General features: G+C 68.1%; 11 protein-coding genes. 6 read left to right on the forward strand and 5 right to left on the reverse strand.

The window, feature by feature from the left end:
• Positions 1–200 precede the first annotated feature (200 nt).
• Positions 201–407 (forward strand): hypothetical protein, encoded by a 207-nt coding sequence (locus tag DDF67_RS15395; protein WP_332888330.1) that lies wholly within the window; start codon positions 201–203, stop codon positions 405–407.
• Here DDF67_RS15395 and DDF67_RS15400 read toward each other — a convergent pair.
• Complete coding sequence (locus DDF67_RS15400; protein WP_109101744.1) at positions 382–2,040, reverse strand: phosphatidylglycerol lysyltransferase domain-containing protein; 1,659 nt, start codon at positions 2,038–2,040, stop codon at positions 382–384. The two genes, DDF67_RS15395 and DDF67_RS15400, sit on opposite strands and share 26 nt — an antisense overlap.
• Before the next feature lie 189 nt (positions 2,041–2,229).
• Here DDF67_RS15400 and DDF67_RS15405 point away from each other — a divergent pair, with 189 nt between their 5' ends.
• From DDF67_RS15405 to DDF67_RS15425, 5 genes are all read left to right on the forward strand, one after another.
• Positions 2,230–3,438: an acyl-CoA dehydrogenase family protein gene (locus DDF67_RS15405; protein ID WP_109101745.1), complete on the forward strand. Its 1,209-nt coding sequence runs from the start codon at positions 2,230–2,232 to the stop codon at positions 3,436–3,438.
• A 31-nt stretch (positions 3,439–3,469) separates the two neighbouring features.
• Positions 3,470–4,081: a 2-hydroxychromene-2-carboxylate isomerase gene (locus DDF67_RS15410; RefSeq protein ID WP_109101746.1), complete on the forward strand. Its 612-nt coding sequence runs from the start codon at positions 3,470–3,472 to the stop codon at positions 4,079–4,081.
• 1 nt (position 4,082) lies between these two features.
• Positions 4,083–5,216: an acyl-CoA dehydrogenase family protein gene (locus tag DDF67_RS15415; protein WP_109101747.1), complete on the forward strand. Its 1,134-nt coding sequence runs from the start codon at positions 4,083–4,085 to the stop codon at positions 5,214–5,216.
• Between the two features lie 84 nt (positions 5,217–5,300).
• Positions 5,301–5,807 (forward strand): pyridoxamine 5'-phosphate oxidase family protein, encoded by a 507-nt coding sequence (locus DDF67_RS15420; RefSeq protein ID WP_109101748.1) that lies wholly within the window; start codon positions 5,301–5,303, stop codon positions 5,805–5,807.
• 331 nt (positions 5,808–6,138) lie between these two features.
• Positions 6,139–6,837 carry a Crp/Fnr family transcriptional regulator gene (locus tag DDF67_RS15425; RefSeq protein WP_233247670.1) on the forward strand — a complete coding sequence of 233 codons (699 nt, stop codon included), beginning with the start codon at positions 6,139–6,141 and terminating at the stop codon, positions 6,835–6,837.
• A gap of 124 nt (positions 6,838–6,961) precedes the next feature.
• On the opposite strand, the gene pyk is transcribed toward DDF67_RS15425, so the two are convergent.
• The 4 genes from pyk to DDF67_RS15445 all read right to left on the reverse strand — a co-directional run bounded on the left by pyk (position 6,962) and on the right by DDF67_RS15445 (position 15,866).
• Complete coding sequence (pyk, locus tag DDF67_RS15430) at positions 6,962–8,392, reverse strand: pyruvate kinase (protein ID WP_109101750.1); 1,431 nt, start codon at positions 8,390–8,392, stop codon at positions 6,962–6,964.
• A 28-nt stretch (positions 8,393–8,420) separates the two neighbouring features.
• On the reverse strand, positions 8,421–10,904 hold the full coding sequence (locus tag DDF67_RS15435; RefSeq protein WP_109101751.1) for a glycoside hydrolase family 3 protein: 2,484 nt from the start codon (positions 10,902–10,904) through the stop codon (positions 8,421–8,423).
• A 396-nt stretch (positions 10,905–11,300) separates the two neighbouring features.
• Positions 11,301–12,806 (reverse strand): tryptophan halogenase family protein, encoded by a 1,506-nt coding sequence (locus DDF67_RS15440; RefSeq protein WP_109101752.1) that lies wholly within the window; start codon positions 12,804–12,806, stop codon positions 11,301–11,303.
• A 96-nt stretch (positions 12,807–12,902) separates the two neighbouring features.
• Positions 12,903–15,866, reverse strand: coding sequence for a TonB-dependent receptor (locus DDF67_RS15445; RefSeq protein ID WP_109101784.1), 2,964 nt, complete (start codon positions 15,864–15,866; stop codon positions 12,903–12,905).
• Positions 15,867–16,015 lie beyond the last annotated feature (149 nt).

Raw genomic sequence — 16,015 nt, forward strand, 5'->3', positions numbered from 1 at the left:
CTCTCCCCGCACCTGGGGACCCACGCTAGTCACCGATTCCTAGCGTGTAAACGCGACGGAAAACGCTAGATTTAGCGTTCCTGTGGACAGGTTAACAGACACAGTTACCAAGGTATGTACAGATGATTTGGTTCCCATGTGTTAATGCATATTAACCTATTGCCAGGCCGATTGTCGCAGGCCATCTGCGCTCCATGGAAATGACGACCACCCTGATAGCCGGCGCGACGACGATCGCCCTCACCGTCCTGTTCGGCTGGCTGGGCGCGCGTCCTTCCAACCCTGCAAAGGGTCCGCGCATGGCGCCGTGGCGTCCGCTGATGATGGCGACGGCTGTGGCGACCCTGCTTCTGGCCGCTCACGCGCTCAATCTGCTGGGATTTAAGACGGGCGACCCGCGCTATTAGGCCGCGGCCGCTTGGTCAGGCCCGACATGCCGCCGGACGACAGCAGACCGATGTCGGCGAGCAGGAAAGGGATGGCCCAGCGGCGAGGCGCGGCAATGTAGCGCGGCTGCCAGACGGGATCGTACTTGTCCTTGTAACGCCGCACGCCCTGGAAATTGTAGATTCCCTCGCCGCGCTCGTAGAGCAGGCGACCCACGCGCGACATGATCGGGGCCAGCGGCCGGTCGTCCAGGCCCGCCAGCGGAGCCATGCCGAACTCGAACGCCGTATAGCCCTGCGCCTTGCCCCACTGCAGGAGCTCGACGAACAGGTAGTCCATGATGTTCTTGGGCGCCTCGTCGGAGTAGCGCATCAGGTCCATCGAGAACGATGCCTTGTGGGCCGTGGTCCAAAGCGTGGCGAAGGCGACGATACGGCCTTCCGAGCGCACCAGGGCGACCGGGAACTCGGCCACGTAGCGCGGATCGAACCCGCCCATGGAAAAGCTCTTCTCGCCGCCGGCGTGGTGGCCCAGCCAGGCGTCGGAGATCACCCGCAGCTCGGCCATCACGGTCATGGCGGCGCCGGCCGGCAGAACCTCGAACGCCGCCCCGCCCTCGCCGGCCTTGCGCCAGTTCCGGCGCAGGACCTCGCGGCGGCGGCCGGCCAGGGAGAAGCTCTCCAGCGGCACGATGGCGCTCTCGCCGGTCTTCTGGATGGCGAGGCCAAGATCGACGGTGTCGGGCAGGTCTTCCGGGCCCAGGGCATAGAAGCCGGCCCGGGCCGCGTGGGCGTCGGCCAGCTCGCGGAAGCGCCAGAACAGCTCCATGCGCTCGTCGTGGCGGCCGATCGGCGGGCCAAGCGCGATCCAGGAGCGGCGGCGCACGCCGAACATCAGGAAGCTTTCGCCCGAGGCCGAGAACAGGAAGCGCTTGTCGCCGAGCAGGGCAAGGTTCGAAGCCGGCTCGGCGGCTTCGGCCTTGGCCAGGATGGCGCGCACGCGGTCGAAGTCGGGGTCGGTGTCGTCGACCACGGGGGGCGTGGCCGGGGTGGCGATCAGGCGCCAGACGCCGATGCCCATCAGCACCACCGCCGCGGCGATCGACGAGCGGATGGCGCGGGCGGCCTCGCGGTCGCCCATGATCCGCATCCACGAACGGTCGGCGTATTCGACGTGGTTGAACATCCACCAGCCCAGGAACGCCGCCCCGCCGATGGCGGCGGCCGCCGACAGCAGCCAGCCGGGCGTGATCTCCATGCGCGACAAGGCCGCCTTGCGCGGGAAGGCCTCGTGGAACGGCAGGATGGCCACGAGGAAGGCGGTCAGGGTCGCCGTCTCCTCCCAGTTCAGACCCTTGAAGATCGCCAGGATCGCCCCGGCCGCCAGCATCACCAGGCTCGCCCACCAGGCGGCGTCCAGGCGCGCGCGCAGGCCGAACGCCAGAAGCACCAGAACGAGGCCGATGATCGACGAGACGAAGTGGCTGATCTCGATCAGGGCCGAGGGAGCGAAGGCCAGCAGAATGGCGAAACGCGTCGGCTCCGACGGCGTCGCGCCCGACGCCAGCAGCAGCACGCCGGCCGAGGCGGCCAGGATGGCCGCGAGAGTCGGGGCGACCGCCAGGGCGGCGGGTCTCAGTTCTGGCGCGGACATCAAGACCCCTGAACGGCGAATCCCGGACCGGGAAACGTCATCGGTGCTTCTATAACGCGCCTGGGCGCGTCTCGTCGCGCATGGCGATGCGAACGATCGTTTGAATCGACTTGCCCCCAGCGTTCCGTGGCGTAGTCTGCTGCCGAAGCGGGCCTCCAAGCGCCCGGCACGATCCAGGGAGAGCCCGCCATGGCCGACTTCGGCGCCACCGAACTCGACACTTTCCGCGCCGAGACGCGCGCCTGGCTGGAAGCCAACTGCCCGCCGTCCATGCGCACGCCGATGACGGACGAGAAGGAAGCCCCCTGGGGCGGCCGCAAGGCCGAATGGAAGAACCCCGAGGCCAAGCTCTGGCTCGACCGTATGGCCGAAAAGGGCTGGACCGCGCCGATGTGGCCGACCCAGTACGGCGGCGGCGGCCTCTCGAAGGCGCAGAACAAGGTGCTGGAACAGGAACTGCGCCGCATCAAGGCGCGCCCGGCCCTGATGAGCTTCGGCGTCTGGATGCTGGGGCCCGTGCTGCTGGAATACGCCACCGAGGAACAGAAGCAGCGCTTCCTACCGTCGATCGTGCGCGGCGAAACCCGTTGGTGCCAGGGCTACAGCGAACCGGGCGCGGGCTCCGACCTCGCCTCGCTGCAGACCAAGTGTGAGGACAAGGGCGCCCACTGGCTGATCAACGGCCAGAAGGTGTGGACCAGCTATGCCGACCAGGCCGACTGGATCTTCTGCCTGGTGCGCACCGATACGAGCAAGAAGCACGAAGGCATCTCGTTCGTGCTGTTCGACATGACCTCGCCCGGCGTCGAGGCCCGGCCGATCAAGCTGATCAGCGGCTCCTCGCCCTTCTGCGAGACCTTCTTCGACAATGTGAAGGTCCCCAAGGAGCAGCTGGTCGGCAAGGTCAATGGCGGCTGGGAGATCGCCAAGCGGCTGCTGCAGTACGAGCGCCAGAACATCTCGGCTTCCGGTTTCGGCGGCGGCGCGGGCCTGGACGTGGTCGAGGCCGCCAAGACCCATGTCGGCGTCGACGACAAGGGCCGCATCGCCGACGGCGACCTGCGCGCCCGCATCGCCACCCACAAGATGGACGCCCACGCCTTCCTGCTGACCGTGCGCAGAGCCGAGGCGGAGTCCAAGACCGGCTCTGGCCCCAGCGCCGCCGTCTCGATCATCAAGTACGCCGCCGCCAAGATGAACCAGGAACGCACCGAGCTGCTGGTCGAGGCCCTGGGCCTCCAAGGTCTTGGCTGGGAAGGAGACGGCTTCACCCCCGACGAGATCGCCGCCCTGCGCTCGATGCTGCGCGCCAAGGGCAATTCGATCGAAGGCGGCACCAGCGAGGTCAATCTCAACGTCGTCGCCAAGCGCGTGCTTGGCCTGCTCGATCACCAGTGACAGCCTTCCGCCGAGCCGCGGAGACCATGTCATGATCGAGTTCTGGTACGAGTTCGCCTCCACCTACTCCTACCCCGCCGCCATGCGGGTGGAGCACCTGGCCGCCCAGGCCGGGGTGGCGGTGCTGTGGCGGCCGTTCATCGTCGGCCCGCTGTTCAACGAGCAGCAGGGCCTGACCGACAGCCCGTTCAACGCCTTCCCGGTGAAGGGCGAATACATGTGGCGCGACCTGCAGCGGGTCTGCGACCGCGAGGGCCTGCCGCTGCATCATCCCAGCCAATTCCCCCGCAACAGCCTGCTGGCGGCTCGCGTCGCGATCTGCGGGCTGGAAGACGGCTGGACGCCGGCCTTCAGCCGCGCCGTCTACCAGGCCAATTTCGTCGACGACCTCGATATCGGCAGCCCCGAGGTCCTTGCCCCCCTGATCGCCGGCGTCGGGGCCGGACCCGAGCACGTGCTGGCCGCCGCCCAGTCGGCGCCGGTCAAGGACCAGTTGAAAGACCATGTGCGCCAGGCCCGCGAGCGCGGCCTGTTCGGCGCCCCTTCCTTCGTCACCGCCGACGGCGAGCTCTTCTGGGGCAACGACCGTCTCGAACAGGCCCTCGACTGGGCCGCCCGCCATCAAGACCTGGAGAGCGCCTGACATGGCCGTCCTGACCGAAGAACAGACGATGCTGCGCGACGCCGCCAAGGCCTGGTCGCAGGAGAGCGCGCCGGTTTCCGCCCTGCGACGGCTGCGCAACGAGGGCTCGAAACAGAGCTTCGATCCGGCCGCCTGGAGCGAGATGGGCCAGATGGGCTGGGCCGGCGTCGTGGTCCCGGAGGCCTATGAAGGCTCGGGCTTCGGCTATCTGGGCCTGGGGCTGATCCTGGAAGAGACCGGCAAGACCCTGGCCGCCTCCCCCCTCCTCTCCACCGCCCTGATCGCCGCCTCGGCGCTGGAACTGGGCGGCTCCGACGCCCAGAAGGCCGCTTGGCTGCCGAGGATCGCCACGGGCGAGGCGGTCGCCACCCTGGCCATCGACGAAGGCGCCCATCACAACCCGACGCGCATCGCCCTGACGGCGACCACGAGCGGCGACGGCTACGCGTTGAACGGCGTCAAGACCTTCGTCCTCGACGGCGAGGCCGCCGACCTGCTGATCGTCGCCGCCCGCACAGGCGGGACGAGCGGCGACACCGACGGCGTCACCCTGTTCCTCGTGCCGGGCGACGCAGCCGGAGTCGTGCGCACGCATCTGTCGCTGGCCGATAGCCGGGGCGCGGCCCAAGTCGCCTTCGACGGCGTCGAGGTCGACGTCGAGGCGGTGCTGGGCGAGGTCGGCAAGGGATGGGCGATCCTGGAGCCGGTGCTCGATCGCGCCTATGCGGGCCTGGCCGCCGAGATGCTGGGCACGGCCAGCGCCGCTTTCGAGATTACGCTAGACTATCTGAAGACCCGCACCCAGTTTGGCCAGGTGATCGGCACTTTCCAGGCCCTGCAGCACCGCGCGGCCAAATGGTTCACGGATCTGGAGACCACCCGCTCCTGCGTCGAGGCCGCTCTGGAGGCCCTGGATGGGGGCGCGGACGCCCGGGCCCTGTCGTCCCTCGCCAAGGCCAAGGCCAGCGAGGTGCTGCATCTGGCCTCCAACGAGATGGTCCAGATGCACGGCGGCATCGGCATGACCGACGAGCACGACTCCGGCCTCTACATGAAGCGCGCCCGCGTGGCCGAGGCCCTGTTCGGCGGGGCCTCGTTCCATCGCGACCGCTATGCGCGGCTTATGGGGTTTTAGGAAGCGGAGCGTAGCTTCGCTCTAGGAACCGCTCTTCCCGCGACAGGTTCTCCTGCCTCATCCGTAAAGGCAGGAGATAACCTCATGAGCACCGATCCTCACGACAAGGCCGACGTCGAAAAGCGCCTCTGGAAAGAGATCGAGGACGCCCGCTTCGGCATGCTGGGCCTGGTCCAGTCCCACCAGCACTACCAGCCGATGACCGCCTTCGCAGAACCTGAGACCGGCCGGATCTGGTTCTTCACGCGCGACGACACCGACCTGGCTCAGGCCGTGGCGGCCGACGGGGGCGATGCGATGTTCGTGGTCCAGGCCAAGGACGGCGACTTCCAGGCCTGCATCGGCGGCCGCCTGAGCCGCGACCACGACACAGCCCGCATCCAGCGCTGGTGGTCGCCGATCGTCGCGGCCTGGTACCCGGACGGCAAGGACGATCCGCACCTGACCCTGCTGCGCCTCGACGCCCGAGACGCCGAACTGTGGATCTCCAAGGGCGGCGCTGTCCGTTTCGCCTGGGAGATCGCCAAGGCCAACCTCACCGACAGCAGGCCCGACCTCGGCGATCGCGCCCATCTGGGCCTTGGCGGATAAGTCGGCCTACTGACGGTACAGACCTGCCTGGCCGCGCCGCCCCCCGCCGGCGCGGTCACCGGTTGCAGAGGTCCGTCAACACGACCGCGCGCCGTTGATTTCTTTCTAGTTTTGCAAAGCCTCAACACTCTTTGTCGGGAACCCGACATACCTCGGAAATCGCGAGATTTTCCCAGAACGAGAGCCACAATATAGGCTCGACTCGATTTACCCCCGACCGCACCTGCATTGCGTCGGCTACCTGACAGCGCCGCACCCCAGTCCTGCCTATAGCTTGCAACCCTTGCCGCAAGCCGGCGTTCGATTCGCCATGACAGGGCCTCTACATCCCTTGAAGAACCGTCTGCTCGCTTCCCTGCCCCCCGAGGACTTCGGCTATATCGCCGCCCAGCTGTCCCACCAGGACCTGGAAAAGGGGAAGCTGCTGTACGATCCCGGCGACCAGATCGACACGATCTACTTCCCGCACGACTGCGTCATCTCGCTGATGACCCTGATGGAGAACGGCGCGGCTATCGAGTCGGCCACCATCGGCCGCGAGGGCGGGCTTGGCCTGATGGCCGCGATCTCGCCGCGCCAGTCGCTGTCGCGCGCCATCGTTCAGGCGCCGGGCGGCGCCTCGCGCATCAGCGCCTCGGCCCTGCGCGAAGGAGCCGAGCGCAGCGCGGTGCTGCGCGACTTGATCGAGCGCCACAACGAGGCCCTGTTCGGCCACGCCATCCAGTCGGTGGCCTGCAACGCGCTGCACGCGGTGGAGGCCCGTTTCTGCCGCTGGCTGCTGGGCTTCCGCGACCGCATAGACGTCGACACCATCAACCTGACCCAGGAGTTCCTGGCCGACATGCTGGGCGTCCAGCGCACCACGGTCACGGCCGTGGCCGGCGCCCTGCAGGCCAAGGGCCTGATCCGCTATCGCCGCGGCATCGTCGACATCCTCGACCGCCCCGGCCTCGAAGCCATCGCCTGCGAATGCTACGGCGCGGTGAGGAAGGGTTACGAGCGGCTGCTGCCGGAGCCGTTCGGCTCCTAAAGATCCCCCCCTCTGGGAGGTGGCCCAGAGGGCCGGAGGGGGACATTCTCAACCGCCGAGGCGCTGGCCGTCCTCCCCCCGCCGATCGCAAAGCGATCGCCTCCCCCAGAGGGGGAGGTTCCTACTACCGCTTGCGCACCGGGAACGGCGCGTGCGCCAGACGCAGCAGATTGGCCGCGCCGGGAGCGCCGAAGGGCGTACCGGCGACGATCAGGATGCGCTCGCCGGGCTTGGCCAGGTCCAGCTCCAGGGCCCGGGCGGCGGCGTCGGTGGTGACGACCTCCAGGCTGTCGGGCTGGGCGCTGACACGCGGCTCGACGCCCCAGACCAGGGCCATGCGGCGCACGGCCTCGATCTTCGGCGACAGGGCCAGCACCGGCTGCAGCGGTCGTTCCCGGGCGAGGCGGCGAGCCGTGGCGCCCGTGGTGGTGAAGGCCACCAGACACTTGGTCGAGCCCGACTTGGCCGCACCGGCGGCGGCGACCACCAGCACGTCGGCGTCCTCGTCGACATGCGGCTGCTCGGCCTGCATCAATTCGGGCCAGCGGGGGTCGCGTTCGACGCGCTCGATGATGCGGTTCATCATCGCCACCGACTCTTCGGGATAGTCGCCGGCGGCGCTTTCGGCCGACAGCATCACCGCGTCCGCGCCCTCGTACACGGCGTTGGCCACGTCGGAGGCCTCAGCGCGGGTCGGGGTCGGCGAGCTGGTCATCGACTCCAGCATCTGGGTGGCGACGATCACCGGAATCCCGCGCTCACGGGCGGCGCGGAGGATTTCCTTCTGCGCCACCGGCACTTCTTCCGGGGCCATTTCGACGCCGAGGTCGCCACGGGCCACCATGACGCCGTCGCAGAGGTCGAGGATCGGACCCAGGGTCTGCAGCGCCTGCGGCTTTTCGATCTTGGCCAGCACGGCGGCGCGGCCTTCGACGATGCGACGCAGCTCGGCCATGTCTTCGGGCGCTTGCACGAACGACAGGGCGATCCAGTCGACGCCCAGGCGCAGGGCGAAGGCCAGGTCCTCGCGGTCCTTCGGGGTCAGCGGCGACATCGGAATGATGACGTCCGGCACGGCCACGCCCTTGCGTTCCGACAGCTTGCCGCCGTTGACGACCGTGGTGTTGGCGTAGCCGGGGCCGGCTTTGGTCACGGTCATCCGCAGCTTGCCGTCGTCGAGCAGCAGGGTCGCGCCCGGCTTCATCGCCGTCAGGATTTCGGGATGGGGGAGATGAACCCGCGTTTCGTCGCCCGGGGTCGGATCGGAATCGAACCGGAAGGCCTGGCCGGGCTTCAGCTGCACCGGACCGTCGGCGAACTTGCCGACGCGCAGCTTGGGCCCTTGCAGGTCGGCCAGGATGCCCAGCGGACGCCCGACCACCGCCTCCGCCGCACGGATGGCGGCGTAGACGGCGGCATGGGTTTCGTGGGCGCCGTGGCTGAAGTTCAGACGGAAGACGTCGGCGCCGGCCCTGGCCAGCTTGACGATCATTTCCGGCGAACCCGAGGCCGGGCCGATGGTGGCGACGATGCGGGAACGACGCGCGCGGATCATGCGGCCGCTCCTTTGTCAGTTTGGGGGATTACTTGGGACAGAAAGCGTCGCCCTCGTTGGACGCCAACTGGATTTCGGTGACCGAAATCGTCAGCGGCCCCGAGGTGCTCAGGCCGAACGGAGACGAAACGTGCGCCATCTGGGCGCCCGCTGCTTGGAAACAGGAAAGTTTGATCTTGGCAGAACGCCATTCGCCGATTTTCAAGCCTGACAACGTTGACGTTACGTCTAGCCTCCCACCGCAGGATTCGCCACAACCGACAGTCAGATAAACCGGCGCAACCGGCGCCTTGTCGACTCGCCATCGCACGAGCACCGCCATGTCGCCCGTCGTCTGGCGCGACAGGTCGACTGGCGGCCCCTGCACGGCCAGAAGGCCTTCGCCCTCCCCGCTCCAGGTCGCCTGACGGCCGTTTTCCTGGGCGCCGGCGTCGATCGTCTTGACCGCGCCCGCCCCCGAGAAGCTCAGCATCCACGGCGCCGGCACGCGGCCGGCCACGAAATAGCGGTCGACGCTGGAGGCGGTTCCAAGCTCGCCGGCGCTCTCCGACAGCGCCCCGACCTTGGCCGGCTTGGCGTAGCTCAGGCCGTACCCATAGGCGAACTGCGGATCGTAGCCTTGCTGGCCACGATTCAACGGACCCTGGTCGGCGCGCTTGGGCCAGCTGAACGACAGCTTGCCGGTGAAGTCGCGCCTGGACTTGCCGTCCTTGCCCGCCACCAGCACGTCGGCGACGCCGCCGCCTTCCGAGCCCGGCAGCCAGGCGGCGACGAAGGCGTCCGAGGCGTTGATCTCGGGGTTCACCCACAGCGGACGGCCCGACAGGAATACCGCCACCACCGGGATCCCTTGCGCCTTCAGCTTCCTGAGCAGCTCCAGGTCGGTCTTGCCGTTCGGCTGGTAGGCCAGGTTGGCCACGTCGCCCTGGAACTCGGCATAGGGATCCTCGCCGAACACCACGATGGCCACGTCGGGCTTGGCGCCGGCGAACTTGCCGTCCCTGGCCAGGGTCGCCTTGCCGCCGGCCGCCTCCACCGCCTCCTTCAGCCCGCGCCAGATCGACTGGCCGTTGGGGAAGTCGCTGTTCTTGTTGCCCGTGCCCTGCCAGGTCAGGGTCCAGCCGCCGGCCGCCTTGCCGATATCGTCGGCGTCGCCGGCCACCAGCACGTTGGCGCCGGCCTTGATAGGCAGCACGCCGTCGTTCTTCAGCAGCACCAGCGACTTGGAGACAGCCTCGCGAGCGATGGCGCGATGATCGGCCGAGCCCAGGCGATCGAACCTGCCCTGCACCTGCGGCGCGACGCGGTCGAACAGGCCGGTCTTGACCTTCACGCGCAGGATGCGGCGCACGGCGTCGTCCAGCCGCGCCATCGGGATCTCGCCCGACTTCACCTGGCGGACGGTGTTCTCGTAGAGGCCCTTCCAGCTGTCTGGGGCCATATACATGTCGAGCCCAGCGTTCATCGCCTGCGGGCACGAGACGTTGGAGCAGCCCTGAAGCTGGCCGTGGGCGTTCCAGTCGCTGACCACGAAGCCCTCGAAGCCCATCCGCCCCTTCAGGACGTCGGTGATCAGGGTCTTGTTGCCGGTGATCTTCTGGCCGTTCCAGCTGGAGAACGAGGCCATCACCGTCAGGATGCCGGCGTCGATGCTGGGCGGATAACCCTGGGCATGGACCGCCACCAGCTCCTGCTCGGAGATCACCGCATTGCCCTGGTCGCGACCGTCCTGGGTGCCGCCGTCGGCCAGGAAGTGCTTGGCGCTGCCGGCGATGCGGCCCGGCGCGATCGGCTTGCCTGCTTCCAGCCTGCCTTGCAGGCCCAGGGTCATCGGACCCGAATAGCTGGCGACGATCTCGGGATCCTCGCCGTAGCCCTCATAGCTGCGACCCCAGCGGTCGTCGCGGGGCACGGCCACCGTCGGGCCGAAGGTCCAGTCGCCGCCCACCACCGCCACCTCTTCGCCAGTGGCCTGGCCGATGCGCTCGATCAGGGCCGGGTCGCGCATGGCGCCCAGGCCGACATTGTGCGGGAAGATCGTCGCGCCGACGATGTTGTTATGGCCGTGCACGGCGTCGATGCCGAACATCAGTGGGATCGGCGTGCGGCCCGGACGCTTGGCCAGGGCCTCCTTGCGGTAGGCGTCAACCAGGTCGGTCCAGGCCTTGGGCGTGGCGCGGTCGTTGCCGTCCGGCGCCGAATTGCCGCCGGCCAGGATCGAGCCCAGTGGATAGGTCGCCAGGTCCGCCGGAGTCATCGAGGCGATATCGCCCTGGATCGTCTGGCCGACCTTCTCCTCGACGCTCATCTTGCTCATCAGCTGGGTGATGAAGGCCTCGGTCCTGGCGTCGGTGAGGCTGGAAGGACTCTTGGCCGCCGGCCACTGTTCGGGATGGGCCGTGGTCTGCGGGGTCGTCGCGATCAGGCTCGGCTTGGCCGCCAGCGCCGGCAGGGCCAGGCCCACGGTCAGGGCCAGCGACGAGGCGCGAAGGAGCGGACGGCGAAGCTTCATGACGGAGCCCTTGAAAGCGAGAAAATCGGAAAAGATCGGCGCGGCGAGCCCGCCGCGCCGCAGTGGGAGCAACCCCTTGCAGGAGGGGCCTCCAGCCACCGCCTTCGGCCGGAGGGGGGACCGAACAGCCGAAGGCGGCATCCCGTCGACGAAACAGCGTCGACGCTGGAGCGGGATGAATGGCGAAAATCGGAGACAAGGCTCGGCGGCGTGGTCGCGCGCCGATCGGCCAAAGCGGTTTCCTTCCCTGGTTTCGTTGCGTGGCCGCCCAGCCCGCCGCCCTTCGAGGCGCGTGGCGATAGCGGTCACATCGATCAGACACCATATATTGACAGCGCTGTCTATCCTCTTTTTGTATCGTTGCGTTGCGAGGCGCGGCGCGGCGCGGCCCCGCCGTCAGGCCGCCGGTCGCCTCCGCCCCGCTATCTGGTCCAGCGCCGTGTCGTGCAGGGGCGCAGCCTGAACGATCTCGGCCACGCGCCGTCGCCAGCCGGCCAGCCCCTCGCGCACCTGCGACAGGTTTGAGAGATCGACCAGCGGATCGTAGGCGGCGGGCCGCACGCCCATGCCCTCCAGCACGTAGAACCACGACAGCTCGGTGAAGAGTTCGGTCGGCCGGTGCGGGATGCGTCCCGTGCCGCGATAGAGCGCCAGCCGTTCGGCCAGGTCCGGCGGCAGCGTCGCGGCGGCCCGCTCGCGCCAGAACGGCTCCTCGCGCCGGGTGGGCTGGTAGTGCAGCACGATGAAGTCGCGCGCAGCCTCGTACTCCGCGATCAGAGCCGCATTGTAGTCGGCGATGTTGGCGCCATCGAAATCCTTGTCCGGAAAATGGTCGAGCAGCTTCAGCAGGCCGCTGGTCACGAAGTGGATGCTGGTCGACTCCAGGGGCTCGATGAAGCCCGAGGCCAAGCCCAGCGCCACGACGTTGCGGCTCCAGAACGCCTTGCGCCGTCCGCCCGTGAACTTCAGAACGCGCGGCTCGGTCAGCAGCTTGCCCGCCTCCCGCTCCAGGTCGGCCAAGGCCTCGTCGTCGCTGACATGGGCGCTGGAATAGACATAGCCGTTGCCAGTGCGATGGCGCAGCGGGATCCGCCAGCGCCAGCCGGCCGGCCGCGCGGCGGCCTGAGTGAAGGGCGGCGGGTTCGCGTCGCGCACGGTGAGGCCGGCCACCGCCCGGTCGCACGGCAGGAAGGCGCTCCAGTCCTCGTAGCCGGTCTTCAGGGCCCCCTCGATCAACACGCCGCGGAAGCCCGAGCAGTCGATGAAAAGGTCGGCCGCCAGCCGCTCGCCGCCGTCCAGGACCAGGGCCTCGACGAAGCCGTCGGCCTTCAGCGTCGCGCCCTCGACCCGCCGCTCCAGCCGGCGCACGCCGCGCTCTTCCGAGTAGGTCCGCAGGAACCTCGCCACCAAGCCCGCGTCGAAATGCAGGGCATGGCGCATTCCGCCCAAAGGCCCCTGCCCTCGCCCGTCCGCGAAGGCCATGCGGCTGGCGTCGCCCAAGGCCGCGGCCAGGCTGTAGGCCTCGACGCGCGGATCATCGCCCGCCGACCGCAACCTGTGCCAGATGTGATGGAACGGACGCCGGTCGACCGACGGTCCGAAGGCGCCGAACGGATGCCAGTAGCGTTCGCCCACGGCCCGCCAGTCGTCGAAGCGGATGCCCAGTTTGAAGCTGCCCTCGGTGGCGGCCATGAACTGGCCCTGGTCGATCTCGAGCAGCCGCAGGAAGTCGACGATCGGCGGAATGGTCGCCTCGCCCACCCCGACGGTGGGGATCTCGGCGCTCTCGACCAGGGTGATGGTCGTTTGCGTCCCACGCAGCACCTGGGCCAGCGCGGCGGCGGCCATCCAGCCGGCGGTCCCGCCGCCGAGGATAGCGATCGAGCCGATGGCGCGATCCATGGCGTTTCCTCCCCGTTCGCGCCCTCTTGCGGAGCGCGTGTCAGGAAAAGAGCCGGCGGCGGGCTCGCAGTTCGTCCGCCGCCGGCGTGAGAGGCCTTACATGCCCAGCTTGAACCGCGCGCCCAGCACGATACGGCGATCGGCCGTGGCGTAGCGGAACGGCAGGTTCTCCCACTGCAGATAGCGGCCGGTGGGCTCCTCGGTCAGGTTGATGCCCTCAAGCACGATCTTGATCGCTGGGGTCACCTGGTAACCGACCTGGGCGTCGAGCTGACCATAGGCCCGCTCCCACGTGCCCAGGCTGTGGCGGTCGGTTCCCGAGCCGAACGAGAAGTCGCCCTGATAGCTCTTGTCGCGCCAGGCATAGGAGACGCGGGCCTCGAAGCCGTGGCCCTCGTAGAAGCCCTGCAGGTTGAAGGCGTGCTTGGCCACGCCCGGGATCGGCAGGTTGTCGTCGTAGTCGTTCGACTTGGAGGTCTCGGAGTCCGAGAAGGTGTAGTTGGCGTTGAAGCCGAACCCGTTCTCGAAGGCGTATTGCGCCGCCAGTTCGACGCCCTTGATGCTGCCGCCATCGCCGTTCACCGGCGCGGTGTAGACACCCAGGGTCGCCCCCTCGACCGAGCCGTCGGCCACGGTGCGCGGCACGGTGTCGGTCTGGATGAACGAGTCGACGCTCTTGTAGAAGAACGCGCCCGAGATGATGCCGCTACGCCCCAGATACCGCTCGTAGGCGATGTCGAATTGCGAGGCGCGGTACGGGTCGAGGTCCGGATTGCCGCCGCTGCCGTTGGTGTAGAGGAAGCGGTTGAGGTTGGGACCCGGGGTCGAGCTGCGGGTGAAGTTGAAGGCCGAGCCCTGACCGAGCTGGAACAGGTCCTGACGGGAGACGACCCGGGCCGCCGACACGCGCACCTTGTCGCTGTCGTTGACGTCGAACACCGCGCTCGCGCTGGGCAGGACGTCGGTATACTCGCGGGTGGTCTTGATGGCGTCCGGATTGCCGATGACGCCGTTCCAGCTGTCGGTGCCCCAGTACCAGGGCGTGGTCGGCGTGCCGCTGGAGTCGATGGTCAGCTCGGTGCGGACCACGCGGACGCCGGCGTTGACGTGATAGCGATCATCCGAGCCGCCCAGGTCGACCATGCCGTAGCCGGTCGTCGTGCGCTCCTTGATGCGGAACGACTGGATCGGGTCGGCGAACTTCTGGAACGGCGTCGAGGAATAGAGGTTCGACAGCCAGGCGACCGGATTTTCCATCTGACTGCGGTTCTGGAACAGCGCCGTGATGCCGCCGACCGTCAGCGTCTCAAACCGCTCGGGGTTCGACGCCGCCGTCTGATAAGGCGTGATCAGGGCCGGCGAAGCGCCGAAGCGACCGTCGTCGGTGGCGGTCTGGCCGCAGTTCGGACGGCCCGGCGTGCCGGCCGGCAGGCCGCACGACTTGAAGCCGATGGCTCCGTCCTGGAAGTAGCCGTACGGGGTCCAGTCCTGGCCGTAGGTCCGGCCGTTCAGCTCGCCCTTGCCGGAATAGTCGGCCAGCAGTTGCCAGAACTCCGAGTCGATCTTGCGCTCGGCGTAGCGGAGGCCGGCGCTGATCACCAGGTCGCCGCTCTCGCCGAACTCGGGCCGCCACTTCAGATCGCCGCGGATCGAGGTGTTGTCGATCTGGGTGTCTTCACCGAACACCCAGTGCGACTTGGCGAACACGCTCGAAGGCGTGGTGAATTGAGCCGCGTTGGCCGGGGTGAAGCGCGGGTTGTCGCCGTTGGCGTAGCTGTAGGTGAAGGTCGCCGGCGCGGTGGCGTTGGGCGTCAGGCCCGCGGCCGTGCCGTTGCGCACGGTGTACTGGGTGTAGCGCACGTCGTTGTTGGCGCTGGCGCTCTCGTAGTCGGCGGTGGAATAGGCCGCGCGCACGCTGCCGCTCACCCGCCCGCCGTTGTCCCAGTTCAGGGCGACCTGGAAGTTGTCGGTCTTGGCCTGCGAGTCCTGCAGATACGAGGTGCCCTCGGCCGAGTTGGCGGTGACCGTGCCGCTCTGCAGCACGCCGTTGCCGTCGACGCTGGCGCCGGCCGCATAGGTGGCGTTCTCGTTGGCGAAGGGGAACTTGATCGAGGCTTCGCTGGTCTTGATCTTCAGGTCCGAGTGGAACCAGTCGCCGGTCAGCTGCAGCGACTCGGTCAGGGCGAAGTCGAGGTTCAGCGAGGCGCCCAGACGCTTGCGTTCCTGATCGCGATAGGTGGCGTAGCGGTATTCCGGCGACCACACGTCGAGGGTTCCGCCGCCGACCACCGGACGGTCGTTGAACGCCCAGCCGCCCCGGTTTTCGCCGCCCAGCACGTCGGTGTGGATCTCGGTCTTGTCGTACGAGACCGTGCCCAGCACGGCGAAGCGATCGCTGAACTTGTAGCCCAGCACCAGCGAGCCCGTCGGGTTCCAGTCGGTGTCGCCGGCCTTGTTGCCGCGCAGGTCGCCGGCGATCGTGATGTCGTCACGCAAGCTGCGGGCGTTGCGGGTCTTCAGGTTGATGATGCCGCCCAGGCCGCCTTCCAGCAGCGAGGCGTCGGGCGACTTGTAGACGTCGACGCCGCCGATCAGTTCAGACGGGATGCCTTCCAGCGAATTGGTCTGGTTGATCTTGCCCTCGCCCAGACGGAACAGCTCCATGCCCGAGACGAAGATGTCGTTGTTCAGAACAGTGACGTTCTGGTCCAGGCCCCGGATGCGCACCCGAGTGCCCTGGCCGTTCTCGCGGTCGATCTGCACGCCGGGCAGGCGCTGCAGCGACTCGGCGATGTTCTGGTCGGGGAACTTGCCCATGTCCTCGGCGGTGACCGACTCGATGATCAGGTTCGAGTTCTTCTTGGCCGACAGCGCGCTCTGTAGCGAGGCGCGGAAGCCGGTGACGATCACCTCCTCAACCGAGGATGGTTCCTGGGCAGAGGCCGGCGCCGCCGCCTCGGTCGCGGCGGTCTGGGCCAGGGCCTGGCCCGCACCCAGCAGAACGAACGAGGACGCCGCCGCCATCAGCGCGACCTTCGTCGCATAAGTCTTCGAAATCATGAGCATTCCCCTAGGTTACGGCCGCAGAGAGCCGATCTCCGCCGACAGGGTCGACGTGAGTAAGTTCGCCAGTTTTTCGGGATGCCTTGCGCATCCTCCCTTGTTCTCCGGCCCTTCTCGGGGGTCGGCGGATGCAACCTAGGAGCAAT

This window comes from Caulobacter endophyticus, assembly GCF_003116815.1.
GTDB lineage: Bacteria > Pseudomonadota > Alphaproteobacteria > Caulobacterales > Caulobacteraceae > Caulobacter > Caulobacter endophyticus.